Below are 16,470 nucleotides of genomic sequence, written 5' to 3'. Positions count from 1 at the left end.
GCCCCTCGCGGGGATCAGGCGAGCAGCTGGCTCTGCAGCATCACCGTCTGCTGGAACGGAACCGCCTCGGCCCCGCCCTTCCGGGACTGGACGATCACGGCGAGGACGTCACCCGCGGCCAGGTACGCATGCCGGACGTGCTCGGCGCCGTACGGCTTCGTCTCCGTGTACACCGAACGCTGGATCTCGTCGACCGGCTCCACCCGCGGGAAGTCCTCGTCGACGACCGACGCCCCGGCGCCGCGCAACAGACGGTCGTGGCCGCTGGTCGCGAACAGCACGTCCGCCACGGCCGCGGTGTCGAAGCGGAGGAGGTAGATCCGCGTGTGTGTGCCGTCGCCGGTGGTCCAGCCGCGGGCCGCGATGTGCCTCACGCCGTTGTCGGTCAGCTCCTGCGCGAACTCCGCACGCTCCTCCTTCTCGTACGCCGCCAGGAAGTCCTTCGTCGCCAGCCAGCCGTCCTCGCCGCGCAGCGCCTTGTCCTCCTCGGCGCCCCTGGGGGCGGGCAGCACGAGGGTCCGCAGATCGGCGTGGTGCGCGCCGGCCTTGTTGGCCTGGGCGAAGGGCTCGGGGCTGCCGGAGGGCAGCGGCGGTCTCTCCAGCCGCGGGTAGTCCCACCGGCCGTCCGACTCCGTCGCCAGTCCCGGTACGTCCGTCCGCTCCATCCGCGTGATCCCGTACGCCACCGACGCCCCGACCGCCGCGAAGACCACCACGGCGGCGGTCCAGCGCAGTACGGCACGCAGGACCCGGCGGTCCTTGGGAGCGGGGGGTACCGGGGGTGGGCCGTAGGGCTGGAGCGGGGTGAGGGGCGGGGCCGCGGGGGGCGGCGGGGGCAGGAGGGGCTGCGGCTTCTCCATGACGGATTCCGTCGGTTCCGTGGTCCTGGGCTGCTCGGTCATACCGCCTCCCCCGGTTCGGCGATGCGGTCGAGCTGCTCGGCGAGGAGCATCGCGACTCCCTTGGTGTCGAGTGCCTTGACGCCGTCGGCGGTGGCGGTGACCAGGACGTCGCCCTGGTAGGCGGAGCAGTACATGGCCTCGAGGTCCGAGTCGTCGTCCTCGGGCGGCAGGAAGCAGTGGGCGTTCTTGTGGCCCTTGACCTCGGGGCCCTTGCGGAAGATGTCCAGGGCGTCGAGGAACTCGTTCTGGTACGTGGCCAGGTCCCGCACGGCCGCCCGGCTCTCCATCTGCGCCAGCACGATGCTCACTGTGTAGACGTCGAGGTTCTCGCTGTGGGAGTAGGGCTCCTGGCTGAGGTAGCTGCGCATCGCCATGCCCTTGACGCGCTGCCGGTCGATCTCCTTCTCCAGCTGCCTGCGCTGGGTGCGGGGCAGGTCGGCGAGCGCCTCCTTGCGCAGGGCGGTCGCCTGGGCGCCGCCGAGCTCGGCGTCGGAACCGTACTCGCCGAGGTCGGGACCGCGGGTCCAGCTGCCGGTGGTGCCGTACGGCACGAGCAGACCGGCGAGCCCCTTGACGGTGGCCGCCTTATCGTCCCCGGCCGTCGTGGTCTTCGGGAACGTCCAGACGGGGGCGCCTGCGGCACGGTCGGCGTCGTTCACGGTCACCGCGGTGTAGCCGACGCCGGTGACGAGGGCACCGGCGACGACGAGGGAGCCGGTCACCGCGGCGATACGGCCCCGGAGGAAGGGCTTCTTGGCGGGCGACGGTGCGGAGACCTCGTCGGGAGGGCCGGGCTCGACGGGAGGGCCGGACTGGACGGGAAGGCCGGACTCGACGGCCGGCGCGCTCGGAACCGGCTCGTTCTGAACCGGCTCGTTCTGAACCGGCTCGTTCTGAACCGGCTCGTTCTGGTGCTCGGTCACAGCCGCTCCATCTGCCGCTTTGCGAGGTCCATGATCGTCTTCTTGCTGATCGGCTCGGCGCCGTAGACCCACATCTCCATGGCGATGTCGCCGCGCCAGGCGTGGGCCTCCGCGCTGTACACCGGCAGGTAACCGGCCTCGCGCTCGGGCTCGGTGTAGACGTACGCCATGCCGTTCCCGGTGCCGGGGAGGGTCCAGCTCTCGTTGGCGCCCTCGGCGTCCGCCCAGTGCTGGCTGTTGTCCACCGAGCCGGCGGCCGCGAGGGCCTCCTCCTGGCGGAACTGGATCAGCCGGATCTCCACCGTGGTCGTACCGGACTCCCAGCCGGTGACGGCCGCCCGGCGGAACTCCTCGCCGATGAGGTCGCCGAACTTCCGGTCCGGCTTCTCGTAGGTGTCGGCGTAGGCGGCCAGGTCCATCCAGCCGTCGCCGGGCAGCCAGTCGGCGTCCTGCGCGCCGGCCGGCTTCTTCAGCAGCAGCTTGCGCAGGTCGCCGTCGGTCTTCACTCGGCGGTCCTGGGCGGCGGACAGCGGCTCCGGTTCCTCACCCCTCGCCTGCGGCAGCGTCGGCTGGGAGAGCGAGGGCAGTTTCGTCGGCTCGCGGTCCGCCTGCACGAGGTAGCCGGTGCAGGTACCGGCGACCAGGCCGAGGGCGGCGGCGCCTGCGATCAGCAGGGCCGTACGGCGTAATTCCAAGACGTCCCCCCACAGAACGTAAGTGCGCATTCCTTATGCGCGCTCACAGGGACTGTTGGTCAGCCGACGGAGTTGTAAGGGCGTTGATTACGATTCGGGCATGGCGAAGAAGCTCGTGATCAAGGTGACGGCCGGGGCGGATTCCCCCGAGCGGTGCTCGCAGGCGTTCACGGTGGCGGCGGTGGCTGTCGCCAGCGGTGTCGATGTCTCCCTCTGGCTGACCGGGGAGTCCGCGTGGTTCGCCCTCCCCGGCCGCGCCGCCGACTTCGAACTCCCCCACGCCGCCCCACTCCCCGACCTCCTCGACTCCCTCCTCACGGGCGGCCGCGTCACCCTGTGCACCCAGTGCGCCGCCCGCCGGGACATCACGGAGAAGGACGTCATCGAGGGCGTACGGATCGCGGGGGCGCAGGTGTTCGTACAGGAGGCGCTGGGGGAGGAAACACAGGCGCTGGTGTACTGACCTGCATCGATTTCGCCCCCGCCGCCCCTACCCGTCCCATCCCCCAGGGGCTCCGCCCCTTCAACCCCGCCAGGGGGCTCCGCCCCCTGAACCCCCGCGGGGCTCCGCCCCTGCACCCCGCCAAGGGCTCCGCCCCCTGGACCCCCGCGGGGCTCCGCCCCTGCACCCCGTTCGGGGGCCAGCCCCCGGACCCCCGCTCCTCAAACGCCGGAGGGGCTGATTTTCCGCGGCGGGGGCGAGAATCATCGACGTGCGCCACCGCGCCGCGCAGCAACCGACCCCGTTCCTACTGCCGTCGCCGTTTCCCGTCCAACTCGTCCCACCACTCGTCGGACTTCGGATCGCCGGACGGATCGTCCCACCAACGGTCCTCGGGGCCACGGCGGTTGGCGACCATCGCGGCGAGGGGCGGGATGACCATCGCCACCACGCACATGCCCACGGCCACGGGGATCGACCAGAGGCGTACGACTCCCCACGCCAGGACGAAGAGGGCGATGCAGGTCCCCATCATGGCGAAGTAGAGGTGTCGTCGCCGCGCGTACATACGACCAGGGTAGGCCCGGGCACGCGGAAGGGCCGTACCCCCGGTGTCCAACCCGTGGGTACGGCCCTTCCGTCGGTCGTGGTTCAGACCGCGATCGCTACCTCCGCCAGACCGCCCTGCTGGGCGACGACGGTGCGGTCGGCGGTGGCGCCGCCCGGGACCAGGGCGCGGACGGTCCAGGTGCCCTCAGCCGCGTAGAAGCGGAACTGGCCCGTCGCGGAGGTGGGGACCTCCGCAGTGAACTCGCCGGTCGAGTCCAGCAGACGGACGTAGCCCGTCACCGGCTCGCCGTCGCGGGTCACCTGACCCTGGATGGTGGTCTCACCGGGCTTGATCGTCGAGGCGTCGGGGCCGCCGGCCTTCGCTCCACACATGCTGTTCTCCTGAGATCTCGAAGGTCGGGGCTTACTTGTTGGCGCCGAGCTCGATCGGCACGCCGACGAGGGAGCCGTACTCGGTCCAGGAGCCGTCGTAGTTCTTGACGTTCTGCACATCGAGCAGCTCGTGCAGGACGAACCAGGTCAGCGCGGAGCGCTCACCGATACGGCAGTAGGCGATGGTGTCCTTGGCCAGGTCGACGTTCTCCTCGGCGTAGAGCTCCTTGAGCTCCTCGTCCGACTTGAAGGTGCCGTCGTCGTTGGCGTTCTTCGACCACGGGATGTTGCGGGCGGACGGGACGTGGCCCGGACGCTGCGACTGCTCCTGCGGCAGGTGCGCGGGGGCGAGCAGCTTCCCGCTGAACTCGTCGGGCGAGCGGACGTCGACCAGGTTCTGCGAACCGATGGCGGCGACCACGTCGTCACGGAAGGCGCGGATGGACTTGTCCTGCGGCTTGGCCTTGTAGTCGGTCGCCGGACGCACCGGCACCTCCTCGACCAGCTCGCGGGCGTCCAGCTCCCACTTCTTGCGGCCGCCGTCGAGCAGCTTGACGTTCTCGTGGCCGTAGAGCTTGAAGTACCAGTAGGCGTACGAGGCGAACCAGTTGTTGTTGCCGCCGTAGAGGATCACCAGCGTGTCGTTGGCGATGCCCTTCGCCGACAGGAGCTTCTCGAAGCCCTCCTGGTCGATGAAGTCACGGCGTACCGGGTCCTGGAGGTCCTTCGTCCAGTCGATCCGGATGGCGCCTCGGATGTGGTTCTTCTCGTACGCGGACGTGTCCTCGTCGACCTCGACGATCGCGATGTTCGGGCTGTCGAGGTTGGCCTCGACCCAGTCTGCGTCGACCAGGACGTCGCTGCGGCTCATGCTCTTTCTCCTCCGGGGCAGTTGCGGCGGGGCGTGCGAGTGAGAGGGGCGCGCGGTCCAGGAGCCGGACGGCGCACGAATGCCCTGGGCAGGGCGCGGGGAATGCGGAAGTCTGCGCTTCCGCTCAGAAAGCGCGACAGAGCATGGCGGCGACGCGGCACAGGTCTACTGCCCGCCGCTTCGTGAGGTCCGCCTGACGCTTCATGGGCTTGAGCTTAGGGACGGACGGGTGGGCATGTCACCGGTGTGTCGTATTTTGAGACGCGATCGTCCGGGATGTGGGATGCGGTGAGTGAAGGGACGGATCCGGAAGGGATTCCGGGTGCGCGTATCCCTCGTCACATCTGCGGTACGGACGTCCGCGTCTCGCTCTTCGGACGGCCTGGTGATGGCCGCTGACGTCCTACCCGGCGAGCCGGACGTTCGAACCCTTCACCCCGATCTCCACACCGTCCTGCGCGGCCTGGACCCGGTCCAGCTGGATGCCGCCGGGCAGGTCGTCGATCTGCTGCTCGAAGTCGGTGATCTCCCTGACCTCGTTCTCCGCGGTCCGGACGCCGCCGAACGACGGGAGCTTCTCGGCGCGCACCTTCACGGTGTTGTCGCCCTCGACCGTGACGGTGCTGAGGACGGAGACCGGCTCGGGCAGCTTCGTGCCGAGCACGGTCGCCTCGACCGAGACCTTGATCTTGCCGTTGCCGCCGTCGGAGAGGCCGACGATGTTCGCGGTGACGCCGGGGGCGATCTCGGTGGGCTCCGACTGGGCGGTCTTCAGCAGCTCGGCGTAGGAGATGGTCGCGGTGCCGGTGGCGGTGGCCGCGGTGGCGGAGCTGTAGTCGCCGGAGAACTCGACGCCCTTCATGTTCGCCTGGAGATCGCCGATGGTGATCTTCTCGGCGCTGTCGCCCGCCGGGGCCTCGTAGTTCTTGATGCCGATCTCGACATCGTCCAGTTCGCCGCCGAGGACCTGGGTGAGGAAGGGGAAGCCCTTGATGGAGACGTCGGGCTTGGCGGCGAGGTTCTCCGTGGTCTGGAGCTTGCCTGCGGCCTCGTCCTCGGCGAAGTTCACGGCGAGGCGGTCGGCGGCTACGAAGAGGCCGCCGAGGATCACGACGACGATCAGCAGTATTCGCAGTGCGCGCATGTTCGGGGTTCCCCCACCTCGGCGGTCATCAAGGACGACGGTCACGGTCACTGACGACCGGGTGGCCGTCCTGCGCGAGAGTAACCCCCGGGCAAGGGGTGAGCGGGGAATTGTCGATCAGCTGTGACAGTCGGTCAGGTGTGACGGTCACTCAGGCCGGGCAGTCGCTCAGGTCGGACAGGAGCGACGCCGCTCAGCCCAGCGCCCGCCCCAGCAGGTACACCGCCGGTGCCGCCGCCGCCAGCGGCAACGCGACCCCGGCCGTGAAGTGGACGAAGCGGGACGGGTAGTCGTAGCTCGCGACCCGGTGGCCGATCAGGGCGCAGCCGCCCGCGGCCGCGCCGAGGAACGCGCCGTTCGAGCCCAGGCCCGTCATGCCGCCCACCGCGATGCCCGCGCCGGCCGCGGCGAGGAGGGAGACGATGACGGACGCCGGGGTGGGCAGGGGAAGAACCCGGGCCAGGATCGCCACGGCCACCGCCGCGGCGCCGACCGTGACCGCATCCGTGTCGGCCGCGAAGTAACCGGCCGCGATGATCGACAGCGCCGCCGCGGCGACGGTAGCCATCAGGCCGTACATCCGCTCGTCCGGCTCGGCGTGCGACCGCAGTTGCAGAACCAGGGCCAGCAGCACCCACACACCGAGCGTGCCGAGGATCGCCGCGGGCGCGCGGTCGGCCGCCACCAGCGCGACATCCGCGGTCAGCGCCCCCGCGAACGCCAGCGCGATGCCCTGCCGGGCGGGCCACATCCCGTTCAGCCGGAACCAGCCCGCCGCCGTCACCGCTTGCAGCACGACAAGCGGTACGAGCACCGCGTACGACCCGATGGCCGCCGTCCCGGACAGCAGCAGCCCCAGCAACGCCGTCAGCGCCGCCGGCTGCATCCCCGGCTCGATGATCGGCGAACGCCCCTCCAGGCGGGCCCGCTGAGCATCGGTGATACGGGGGTTCCCGACGAGGGTGGCGGGACCGTAGGAGGGCTCTTCGTCGGCGGAGGTCTCGGCGGCACCGACCTCGAGCCCGCCGGGCGCACTCGCGCCACCGCTTTGGGCAGCAGTGCCGGGCTGGGCAGGGCCCGCAGCGCCGGGTGCCGTGTAAGCAGGGGCGTACTGCTCCTGCCCCTGCGGCGGCACGTACGCGCCCGGCACCTGCGTGTCCCAGGTCTGCCCTTGCCACTGCTGCGTGTACTGCTGGCCGGCGTGCGGATCCTCGTACGCCTGCTGCCAGTACGGGTCGTACCCCTGCGGGTACTGCCCCTCGTAGGAACCTTCGTAGGCACCCTCGTGCGGCTGGTTGGTCATCTCACCCTCCTGCGAACGGCGGAAGCACCTCGACCGTCCCGCCGTCGACCAGCCGTACCGTCTCATGCCCGCGGGTGCCTACGGGGTCACCGTCGATGAGGAAGGAGCATCGCCGCAGGACGCGCGCCAGTTCGCCGGGGTGTCGCGCACGCACAGCGGCGAGCGCGTCCGCGAGGGTGTCCGCGTCGTACGGCTCCTCGGCGACCCCGGCCGCGGCCTTCGCGGCGGCCCAGTAGCGCACCGTGACCTTGGGCATGCGGTTCCTCAATCAGTCGGTCGTCAACAACGTCAGGCTAGCCCGCCTTCGCCGCCGCCCAGTCCCCGATCCGGGTCAGCAGTTCGTCCGCCGCCGCGTGCTCGGCGTGGCCCATGCCGGGCTCCAGCCAGAGTTCGCCGTGGTCACCGGCGGCCGCGGCCAGCATGTGGGGGTGGTCGACGGGAAAGTAGCCGTCGATGTCGCCGTGGACGATGAGGAGCGGCGTGGGCGCGATGTGCGGGACCGCCTCGACCGGGGAGAGGGGGACCGGGTCCCAGCCGCCGTGGTAGATCCGCGTCCGGAGTCCGTAGCGGGCGGCCAGCCGGCCCTCGCGGCGGGTCACCAGCCAGTGCACGCGCCGCATCCGGGGCGTGCCCCGGTAGTACCAGCGGGCGGGAGCGCTCACCGAAACCACCGCGTCCGTTCCCGCTTCCGTGCGCCCCTCGTGCTCCAGTCCGGCCGCTGCCGCCGACGTGCCGTACAGCGCCGCGTGCCGCAGCACCACCGAGCCGCCCATCGAGAAGCCGACCGTGACCACGCGCGTGTGCCCGAGCTCGCGGGCCCAGGCGACCGCCGCGGCGAGGTCGTGCACCTCGCGGTCGCCGACGGTGGAGACGCCGCCGGACCGCCCGTGGCCTCGGAAGGAGAAGGTGACGACCGCGCCGTGCTGTGCGAACGCATGTGCCACGCGTCGCACATGCGGCTTGTCCACATCGCCGGTGAAACCGTGCGCGACGACGAACACCACATCACCGGAAGGTGGCGCCCCGGCGTCGTATACGAGCCCGCCCGGCTCGTATACGGCGTCGATCGTCACCCCGTCGAACGTGCGCAGAAACGTACGCAAAGACCCCGCCGTGTCCGTCTCGGATGCCGGACGAACGGTGGAACGTGCCACATGACCTGCCATGCCAGCCCTCATGTGGGCTATTCTGCTGGACACAGGACTCGGGCAGCGTAGCCCCCGGGTCCTTTTGTGCTTTCGGAAGCGTTGTATACGAAGCGGGAAACTCCAGGTGACCGCAGGTGTACGGGGCCTTTCGGGATCGCAGAGCAGGTGACGTACCGCACAACGTCCTCGCAGGGACCGAGGAGGAACCAGACGTATGAGTTCTCTGCTGCTCCTGACCAATGCCCTTCAGCCGTCGACCGAGGTGCTCCCCGCTCTCGGGCTGCTCCTGCACAACGTGCGGGTCGCCCCGGCCGAAGGCCCCGCCCTCGTCGACACCCCAGGTGCCGACGTCATCCTGATCGACGGCCGCCGGGACCTTCCGCAGGTGCGCAGCCTCTGCCAGCTGCTGCGCTCCACCGGCCCCGGCTGCCCCCTCATCCTCGTCGTCACCGAGGGCGGCCTCGCCGCCGTCACCGCCGACTGGGGCATCGACGACGTGCTCCTCGACACCGCCGGTCCGGCGGAGGTCGAGGCGCGGCTGCGGCTCGCCATGGGCCGTCAGCAGATCGTCAACGACGACTCCCCGATGGAGATCCGCAACGGCGATCTGTCGGTGGACGAGGCGACGTACTCCGCCAAGCTCAAGGGCCGGGTGCTCGACCTCACCTTCAAGGAGTTCGAGCTCCTCAAGTACCTCGCGCAGCACCCGGGCCGTGTCTTCACGCGCGCCCAGCTGCTCCAGGAGGTCTGGGGCTACGACTACTTCGGTGGCACCCGGACGGTCGACGTCCACGTACGACGCCTGCGTGCCAAGCTCGGACCCGAGCACGAGTCGCTGATCGGGACCGTCCGGAACGTCGGTTATCGATTCGTTACGCCGGAGAAGGCGGACCGCTCGGAGCGCTCCTCCGACGAGGCGAGGGCCAAGGCGGACCAGTCAAAGCCGGAGGATGCGGACGAGACGGCCTCCCTGGACGCCACCGAGGTCACGGCCGAGGCATAGCGGACCTGTGGGCGGGCTCGCCCGCCCACAGGGACTGCCCGGACAGGCGTCTTTACGCCCTGCCCAGAGCGGGTCCATCCGCGTAGACTCCGCGCGTGGCCAAGGTGACTCGGGATGATGTGGCACGACTGGCGGGTACCTCCACCGCGGTCGTCAGCTATGTCATCAACAACGGACCCCGGCCGGTTGCCCCGGCCACGCGCGAGCGTGTCCTCGCCGCGATCAAGGAGCTGGGCTACCGGCCCGACCGGGTCGCCCAGGCCATGGCGTCGCGGCGCACGGACCTCATAGGCCTGATCGTGCCGGACGCGCGCCAGCCCTTCTTCGGGGAGATGGCGCACGCGGTCGAACAGGCCGCGTCCGAGCGCGGAAAAATGGTGCTCGTCGGGAACTCCGACTACATCGCCGAGCGCGAGGTCCACTATCTGCGGGCCTTCCTCGGCATGCGCGTCTCCGGCCTGATCCTGGTCAGCCACGCGCTGAACGACAACGCGGCCGCCGAGATCGACGCCTGGGACGCCCGGGTCGTGCTGCTGCACGAGCGCCCGGAGGCCATCGACGACGTCGCCGTCGCCACGGACGACCTGGGCGGCGCCCAGCTCGCCGTACGCCACCTCCTGGAGCACGGCTACGAGTACGTCGCCTGTATGGGCGGCACCGCCGAGACCCCCGCGGTCGGCGACCCCGTCTCCGACCACGTCGAGGGCTGGCGGCGCGCGATGGACGACGCCGGGATCTCCACCGAGGGACGGCTGTTCGAAGCGCCGTACAACCGCTACGACGCCTACCACATCTCCCTCGACATCCTCTCCGGGCCCAAGCGCCCGCCCGCGATCTTCTGCTCCACCGACGACCAGGCGCTCGGCCTGCTGCGCGCGGCCCGCGAGCTGCGCATCGACGTGCCGGGCGAGCTGGGCGTCATCGGCTTCGACGACATCAAGGAAGCGGCCTTCGCCGACCCGCCCATGACCACCATCTCCTCGGACCGCCCGGCCATGGCACGGGCTGCGGTGGACCTGCTCCTGGACGACGGCCTGCGGGTGGCGGGTTCGCGCCGCGAGCGGCTGAAGGTGTTCCCTTCGCGGTTGGTGGTACGGCGGTCCTGTGGCTGTGAGGCATGACGGGCCCTTGATGAGGGTTGTCTGAGAGACCTCGCCAAGCTGCGAGAGCGGCCTTTACATCGGGCGAACGAGGTTCTCGCACCGTTCTCAGCAAGCACTCAGCGGGCTCTCATCGAGCGGCGACAAGCTCTGAGACATGACCGAGAGCATCCGCCGCAGCGGCGAGTACGAGAACCCCAGCGAGGGCGACCAGCAGTCGACGTACGCCCAGCAGCACGCCTCCTCCCCCGTCGACCCCGAGTGGCCGCCTCCGCCGGCGTACCAGCCGCCGGTCACGCCGGCGCAGGCCGCGCATGCCTCGGCTCCGGCCGGGTTCGCGGCGGACGGTGCGGGTCAGGGTGGTGACGGCGGGGGCACGGCGGTCTTCACGGCCGTGCCCGCTCCTTCTGCTCCGAGGAAGCGGCGCACCCGCGGCCCCTTCGCCCTCCTCGCCGCCGTGGCGATCGTCGCCGCGGCCATCGGCGGCGGTACGGCATACGGCATTCAGGAGCTGACCGGCACCGACACGGTGACCTCCTCCAGCGCCACGACCAACGTCGTACCGTCCAGCCAGAAGGGCACGGTCGCCGGGGTCGCCTCGGCGGTCAGCCCGAGCATCGTCGAGATCAACGCCACCTCCAACGCCGGTGAGTCCACCGGCTCCGGCGTGATCATCACCAGCGACGGCGAGATCATCACCAACAACCACGTCGTCTCCGGCGCCTCCTCGATCAAGGTGAGCACCAGCGACGGCAAGACCTACACCGCGAAGGTCGTCGGCACCGACAGCAAGAAGGACCTGGCGCTGATCAAGCTGGAGGACGCGTCCGGTCTCAAGGCGGCGACCCTCGGCAACTCGGACGGGGTGCAGGTCGGCGACACGGTCGTGGCGATCGGCTCCCCCGAGGGCCTGACCGGCACGGTCACCAGCGGCATCGTCTCCGCGCTCGACCGGGACGTGACGGTCTCGACGGACGAGAGCCAGGGGCAGCAGGGCGGCGGCAGCGGGCAGTGGCCGTTCGAGTTCGGCGGCCAGCAGTTCAACGGCGACACCGGCTCGTCCACGACGACATACAAGGCGCTCCAGACGGACGCGTCCCTGAACCCCGGGAACTCCGGCGGCGCCCTGATCGACATGAACGGCAACATCATCGGCATCAACTCGGCGATGTACTCCGCCGCGGACGCGACGTCCTCCAGCGCCGGCAGCGTCGGCCTCGGCTTCGCCATCCCGATCAACACCGTCAAGTCCGACCTGGCCACGCTGCGCGCGGGCTCCACCGACTAGGAGTACGGCATGATCAAGCAGGTTTCCCACACGCTGACCGGTGCCGACCCGGCCGGTTTCGCCCTGGCCGTCGAGGTGGCGTACGCGCTGCACGCGCCGGTGCCGCGGGCGCCGGAGGTGGCGGCGAGCGGCGCCCGGACCCGCCGTACGGCGTCCGCGTCCCGCACCCGCCGCCGTACCGTACGGGGCTGAAAGCGTGCGACGCTGAGATCCGTGAGCCCCACGTCCCACCACATCCTCTGAGGAACCCGAGCCCATGAGCCCCGCCGATGGCGACCGTGACCCCCAGCGCATCCTGATCGTCGACGACGAGCCGGCGGTACGCGAAGCACTCCAGCGCAGCCTCGCCTTCGAGGGGTACGGCACGGAGGTCGCGGTCGACGGCGCGGACGCGTTGGAGAAGGCGACGCTGTACAAGCCGGACCTGGTGGTCCTGGACATCCAGATGCCGAGGATGGACGGCTTGACGGCGGCACGTCGCATCCGCGGTGCCGGCGACACGACCCCGATCCTCATGCTCACGGCCCGCGACACGGTCGGCGACCGCGTGACCGGCCTCGACGCCGGCGCCGACGACTACCTCGTCAAGCCCTTCGAACTCGACGAACTCTTCGCCCGCGTCCGCGCGCTGCTGCGCCGCAGCTCGTACGCGGCCGCGGCCGGGGCGGGTGCCGCCCAGGACGACGAGGCGTTGACCTTCGCCGACCTGCGGATGGACCTGGCCACGCGTGAGGTGACGCGGGGTGGGCGGCCGGTGGAGCTGACCCGCACCGAATTCACGCTCCTGGAGATGTTCATGGCACATCCACGCCAGGTGCTGACCCGCGAGCAGATCCTGAAGTCGGTCTGGGGCTTCGACTTCGAGCCGTCGTCCAACTCCCTCGACGTGTACGTGATGTACCTGCGTCGGAAGACCGAGGCGGGCGGCGAGCCCCGGCTCGTGCACACGGTGCGTGGGGTGGGGTATGTGCTGCGCCAGGGTGGCGCCGAGTGAGCAAGGTGGTACGGCGGTTCCGGTCGCTGCCGATCCGAGCGCGACTGGCGATGCTGGTGGCGGCGGCGGTGGCTTTTGGGGTGGCGGCGGTTTCCGTTACTTGCTGGTTCATCGTGCAGGGGAAGTTGTACGAGCAGGTCGACGACGATCTCAGGAAGGCGTCGATGAGGATGCCCGGGCAGCTCCAGGACGCCCTCACCAGCTGCACCGAGACCCCGTATGGCACTGGGGTCTTCCGGAACACCTACTCCCAACTGGTCCAGGAAGACGGGACCGTCTGCATCCTCCAGGACTCCGCGGCAACGGTGAAGGTCGCTGGGGCCGACAAGGACAAGATCAAGGACGGGGACACCGACAAGATCTACTTCCGCAACGGTACCGCCGGGGACGGCACCGATGTGCGTGTGCTGGTCCGCCCGCTGGGCGCCATCACAACCTCCACCGGGGAGCCCGGACCCAACGTCGGGCTCGTCGTTGGCGTATCCCTCAACAGCACCCAGAAGACACTCAACGAGCTCGCCCTGATCCTTCTTCTCGTCTCCGGCGTAGGAGTGGTCGGCGCCGGAGCCGCCGGCCTAGCCGTTGCCCGCGCAGGCCTGCGCCCCGTCGACAAGCTAACCGAAGCCGTCGAACACGTAGCCCGTACCGAAGACCTGACCGTCCGCATCCCCGTGGAGGACGACGCCGAAGACGAAGTCGCCCGCCTCTCCCGCTCCTTCAATTCGATGACGTCCTCCCTGGCCAGCTCCCGCGATCTCCAACAGCAGCTCATCGCGGACGCCGGCCACGAGCTCCGGACCCCCCTCACCTCCCTCCGTACGAACATCGAACTCCTCACCCGCAGCGAGGAAACGGGCCGCCCGATCCCGGAGGCGGACCGCAAGGCGCTGATGTCCTCGGTGAAGGCACAGATGACCGAACTGGCTGCCCTGATAGGCGACTTGCAGGAACTGTCCCGCTCGGAGGGGCAACGGGGCGAGCGCGTACAGGTGATCTCGCTGGAGGACACGGTGGAGTCGGCCCTGCGCCGCGCACGGCTCCGTGGCCCGGAGCTGACGATCACGGCGGACCTTCAGCCCTGGTACGTACGGGCGGAACCGGCCGCCCTGGAACGCGCCGTCGTCAACATCCTCGACAACGCGGTGAAGTTCAGCCCCGAGGGCGGCACGGTCGAGGTCCAGCTCGCGTCCGGCGTCCTCACGGTCCGCGACCACGGCCCCGGCATCCCCGCCGAGGAACTCCCCCACGTCTTCGACCGCTTCTGGCGCTCCCCGAGCGCACGGGCGCTGCCGGGCTCGGGGCTGGGCCTGTCCATCGTGGCACGGACGGTGCAGCAGGCAGGCGGCGAGGTGACGCTGGGCCACGCCGAGGGCGGCGGCACCATCGCGACCGTACGACTGCCGGGGGCACCGACGCCTCCGCCGGAAGTGCCTTAGCCGGTTCTGGAGGCTCGCGGAAGGCGTAGCTCGAAGCATGCTCCGAGGGTCCGGGGGGTGAGAGTGAGGGTGCCTCGGTGGCGGTGGGCCAGGTCGCGGGCGATGGCGAGGCCCAGGCCGGTGCCGCCGTGGTCGCGGGCGCGGGCGTCGTCGAGCCGGACGAAGCGTTCGAAGATGCGCTCGGCGTCCCCGGGGGGCACGCCCGGTCCGTCGTCGTGCACCGTGAGGACGACCCAGTCGTCCTGGTTCCGGACGGTGATCTGGATGCGGTGTGCTGCGTGCCGGGCGGCGTTGTCGATGAGGTTGCGCAGCAGCCGTTCGTATTCGTCGGGGTTTCCGTGTGCGTGTGCGGGGGCGGTGCCGTCGCAGGTGAGGGTCAACGGCCTTTCGCCGAGGGGGTATTGCTCGGTCAGCCGGGAGGCGAGGGCTGTCAGGTCGACGGTTTCGGGGTCGGCTGTGGGGGTGCGGGTGTCGAGGCGGGCGAGGAGCAGCAGGTCTTCGGCGAGGGCCTGGAGGCGGCGGGTCTGTCGTGCGGCGGTGGTGGCCGCGGCGGGCCAGTCGGTGCGGTCCGGGTAGGCGAGCGCGACTTCCAGGCTGGCCAGCAGTGTGGTGAGGGGGCTGCGTAGTTCGTGGGCGGCGTCCGCGACGAAGCGGCGTTGCTGGGCGGCGGCGTCGTCGAGGCGTTGGAGGGTGGTGTTGATGGTGGTGGCCAGGGCGGTGATCTCGTGTCCCGTGGCGGGGACGGTGACGCGTTCGCGGGGGTCGCTCGCGGTGACCGAGGCAGTGAGGACGCGGATGGCTTCGACCGGCCGCAGCGCGATGCGGACGGTGAAGTACGCGATGGCGGCGATCAGTACGAGGCCGACGAGACCGGCCCGCAGCAGCAGGTCGTCGGTGGTGCCGGCGATCTCCTCGGCTGTGTCCGGGAGCACCACCACATAGGCCCGCAGCGTGGCGTCGGCGGTGACGCCCAGGGCGGCGGCCTTGTCCTTGCCCAGTTCACCGGCCCAGATGTCGTTGTACAAGACCAAGTAGGTCTTGCCGGCCAAGTCGTATCCGTACAAGGGGTCGTAGTCGCGGCGCTCCGGTATGCGGAGGGGCCGCATCGTATAGCCCCCGCCGTCACCGTCATCCGGTGTCGGGGCGGAGAGCGCGGGTGGGGCGGGCAGCACATGGCGGGCGCGGGGATCGAAGTCCTGCATGGCTCCGCCGGTGGCGACAGCGGTGCGTCGGCCGGTCGCGACGACCTCGTACGGCGCGGCGCTTCTGGGACCGGGAACCGAACCGTCCCTCAGCTGGTCGACGAGAGCGGCGAGATTCCGCTCGGCACGTTCTTCGGCGATGGCCATGCTCTCGCGGTAGACCTCCTGGTGCACCCACCAGCCGATGCCGACCAGGACAACGGCGGCGGCCAGCGCGGCGGCCAGAGCCGTACGGGCTCGTACCGAACGCGGCCACCAGCGGCGTCGCGGCTCAGTCGCGTTCACGGTCGTCCACCAGTCGGTAGCCGGTACCCCGTACGGTCTGCAGGGACTGCCGGTCGAACGCGGCGTCCACCTTCTTGCGCAGCGCGCTGACGCGCGCCTCCACCAGGTTGGGATCCCAGGCTTCGTCGGGCCACGCGTGATAGAGCAGATCCGATTTGGAGACCGCCTGGCCCGCCCGGCGGGCCAGCAGCTCCAGCACGGCGAACTCCCGGGGGGTGAGGTCCACCCGGGTCCCGGCCCGGCGGCAGACCCGGCCGGCGACATCCAACGACAGGTCGCCCACGGCAAGGACGGGCGGGGCGACCGCGGCGGCTCGTCTGACCAGGGCCCGCAGCCGTGCGACGAGCACCACGTAGGAGAAGGGTTTGGCCAGGTAGTCATCGGCCCCCGTGTCCAGGGCCTCCGCCTGATCCCAGTCCCCGTCCTTGGCGGTGAGTACGAGGACGGGGGTCGCGTTGCCCTCCCGGCGCAGTTGGGCGCAGACCTTGTAGCCGTTGAGTCCGGGCAGCATCAAGTCCAGGACGACCAGGGCGTATTCGCCGGTCCGGGCCATCCACAGTCCCTGCCGGCCGTCATGGGCGAGGTCGACGCTGTAGCCCTCGGCGGTCAGACCGGTGTGCAGGGTGTGGGCAAGGTCCACCTCGTCTTCGACCACCAGGATGCGCATGCCGTGCAGCCTTCCACAGCGCCGGCCCGCCTTCCTGATCGTCCGGTCAGGTTGGATCAGCATCCGGTCAACGAGGTCCCGGCACGCTGGCGGAGTTTTCCCGCCGCTGCTGAAAGGCCCTGTCG

At 70.4% G+C, this 16,470-nt stretch carries 20 protein-coding genes; 7 read left to right on the top strand and 13 right to left on the bottom strand.

Annotated features, from left to right (window positions below; translation table 11 throughout):
• Window positions 1-14: 14 nt before the first annotated feature.
• The 3 genes from OG828_RS26895 to OG828_RS26885 are packed head-to-tail and all read right to left on the bottom strand — an operon-like array spanning window position 15 to window position 2,550.
• A complete protein-coding gene (locus tag OG828_RS26895; protein WP_328502547.1) occupies window positions 15-902 on the bottom strand; it encodes a hypothetical protein in 888 nt (295 codons plus the stop codon).
• Window positions 899-1,825: a hypothetical protein gene (locus OG828_RS26890; RefSeq protein ID WP_328502546.1), complete on the bottom strand. Its 927-nt coding sequence runs from the start codon at window positions 1,823-1,825 to the stop codon at window positions 899-901. The genes OG828_RS26895 and OG828_RS26890 overlap by 4 nt, the downstream gene beginning before the upstream one ends.
• Window positions 1,822-2,550 (bottom strand): hypothetical protein, encoded by a 729-nt coding sequence (locus tag OG828_RS26885; protein WP_328502545.1) that lies wholly within the window; start codon window positions 2,548-2,550, stop codon window positions 1,822-1,824. The genes OG828_RS26890 and OG828_RS26885 overlap by 4 nt, the downstream gene beginning before the upstream one ends.
• 70 nt (window positions 2,551-2,620) lie before the next feature.
• Here OG828_RS26885 and OG828_RS26880 point away from each other — a divergent pair, with 70 nt between their 5' ends.
• The gene (locus tag OG828_RS26880; protein WP_328362065.1) at window positions 2,621-2,983 is read left to right on the top strand and encodes a DsrE family protein; all 363 of its coding nucleotides are present in this window, start codon (window positions 2,621-2,623) and stop codon (window positions 2,981-2,983) included.
• A 286-nt stretch (window positions 2,984-3,269) separates the two neighbouring features.
• Here OG828_RS26880 and OG828_RS26875 read toward each other — a convergent pair whose 3' ends face one another.
• From OG828_RS26875 to OG828_RS26845, 8 genes are all read right to left on the bottom strand, one after another.
• Entirely contained in the window at window positions 3,270-3,530 is a 261-nt protein-coding gene (locus OG828_RS26875) for a DUF3099 domain-containing protein (protein ID WP_301982087.1), read from the bottom strand.
• A gap of 83 nt (window positions 3,531-3,613) precedes the next feature.
• Complete coding sequence (locus OG828_RS26870) at window positions 3,614-3,904, bottom strand: DUF1416 domain-containing protein (protein ID WP_210577738.1); 291 nt, start codon at window positions 3,902-3,904, stop codon at window positions 3,614-3,616.
• Between the two features lie 31 nt (window positions 3,905-3,935).
• A complete protein-coding gene (locus OG828_RS26865) occupies window positions 3,936-4,775 on the bottom strand; it encodes a sulfurtransferase (RefSeq protein ID WP_328362058.1) in 840 nt (279 codons plus the stop codon).
• A gap of 124 nt (window positions 4,776-4,899) precedes the next feature.
• Window positions 4,900-4,980 carry a putative leader peptide gene (locus OG828_RS49610; protein ID WP_355172694.1) on the bottom strand — a complete coding sequence of 27 codons (81 nt, stop codon included), beginning with the start codon at window positions 4,978-4,980 and terminating at the stop codon, window positions 4,900-4,902.
• Between the two features lie 198 nt (window positions 4,981-5,178).
• The gene (locus OG828_RS26860; protein WP_210577736.1) at window positions 5,179-5,919 is read right to left on the bottom strand and encodes an LmeA family phospholipid-binding protein; all 741 of its coding nucleotides are present in this window, start codon (window positions 5,917-5,919) and stop codon (window positions 5,179-5,181) included.
• Between the two features lie 193 nt (window positions 5,920-6,112).
• Window positions 6,113-7,222 carry a hypothetical protein gene (locus OG828_RS26855; RefSeq protein ID WP_328502544.1) on the bottom strand — a complete coding sequence of 370 codons (1,110 nt, stop codon included), beginning with the start codon at window positions 7,220-7,222 and terminating at the stop codon, window positions 6,113-6,115.
• A gap of 1 nt (window position 7,223) precedes the next feature.
• Window positions 7,224-7,478, bottom strand: a complete 255-nt coding sequence (locus OG828_RS26850) for a MoaD/ThiS family protein (protein ID WP_210577734.1) — start codon at window positions 7,476-7,478, stop codon at window positions 7,224-7,226.
• Between the two features lie 37 nt (window positions 7,479-7,515).
• Window positions 7,516-8,400 carry an alpha/beta hydrolase family protein gene (locus OG828_RS26845; protein WP_328502543.1) on the bottom strand — a complete coding sequence of 295 codons (885 nt, stop codon included), beginning with the start codon at window positions 8,398-8,400 and terminating at the stop codon, window positions 7,516-7,518.
• Window positions 8,401-8,584: 184 nt separating this feature from the next.
• On the opposite strand from OG828_RS26845, the gene OG828_RS26840 reads away from it, so the two are divergent.
• The 6 genes from OG828_RS26840 to OG828_RS26815 all read left to right on the top strand — a co-directional run bounded on the left by OG828_RS26840 (window position 8,585) and on the right by OG828_RS26815 (window position 14,191).
• Window positions 8,585-9,373, top strand: coding sequence for a winged helix-turn-helix transcriptional regulator (locus tag OG828_RS26840; protein WP_328362045.1), 789 nt, complete (start codon window positions 8,585-8,587; stop codon window positions 9,371-9,373).
• 95 nt (window positions 9,374-9,468) lie between these two features.
• Window positions 9,469-10,494, top strand: coding sequence for a LacI family DNA-binding transcriptional regulator (locus OG828_RS26835; RefSeq protein ID WP_210577731.1), 1,026 nt, complete (start codon window positions 9,469-9,471; stop codon window positions 10,492-10,494).
• Between the two features lie 136 nt (window positions 10,495-10,630).
• Window positions 10,631-11,761, top strand: a complete 1,131-nt coding sequence (locus tag OG828_RS26830; RefSeq protein ID WP_328362039.1) for a S1C family serine protease — start codon at window positions 10,631-10,633, stop codon at window positions 11,759-11,761.
• A 9-nt stretch (window positions 11,762-11,770) separates the two neighbouring features.
• Window positions 11,771-11,953: a hypothetical protein gene (locus OG828_RS26825; RefSeq protein ID WP_328362037.1), complete on the top strand. Its 183-nt coding sequence runs from the start codon at window positions 11,771-11,773 to the stop codon at window positions 11,951-11,953.
• Between the two features lie 64 nt (window positions 11,954-12,017).
• The gene (locus OG828_RS26820; protein WP_328362034.1) at window positions 12,018-12,755 is read left to right on the top strand and encodes a response regulator transcription factor; all 738 of its coding nucleotides are present in this window, start codon (window positions 12,018-12,020) and stop codon (window positions 12,753-12,755) included.
• A complete protein-coding gene (locus tag OG828_RS26815; protein ID WP_328502542.1) occupies window positions 12,752-14,191 on the top strand; it encodes a sensor histidine kinase in 1,440 nt (479 codons plus the stop codon). The genes OG828_RS26820 and OG828_RS26815 overlap by 4 nt, the downstream gene beginning before the upstream one ends.
• On the opposite strand, the gene OG828_RS26810 is transcribed toward OG828_RS26815, so the two are convergent.
• Together OG828_RS26810 and OG828_RS26805 are read right to left on the bottom strand one after the other, a co-directional pair.
• Window positions 14,188-15,678 (bottom strand): sensor histidine kinase, encoded by a 1,491-nt coding sequence (locus OG828_RS26810; protein WP_328502541.1) that lies wholly within the window; start codon window positions 15,676-15,678, stop codon window positions 14,188-14,190. The two genes, OG828_RS26815 and OG828_RS26810, sit on opposite strands and share 4 nt — an antisense overlap.
• Window positions 15,665-16,345, bottom strand: coding sequence for a response regulator transcription factor (locus tag OG828_RS26805; protein ID WP_328502540.1), 681 nt, complete (start codon window positions 16,343-16,345; stop codon window positions 15,665-15,667). Before OG828_RS26805 ends, OG828_RS26810 begins: the two co-directional genes overlap by 14 nt.
• Between the last annotated feature and the right edge of the window lie 125 nt (window positions 16,346-16,470).

The sequence above is a fragment of the Streptomyces sp. NBC_00457 genome, from assembly GCF_036014015.1.
Lineage (GTDB): Bacteria > Actinomycetota > Actinomycetes > Streptomycetales > Streptomycetaceae > Streptomyces.
The sequence above is the reverse complement of the archived record's forward strand: the minus strand, read 5'-3'. Positions and strand labels throughout refer to the sequence as shown.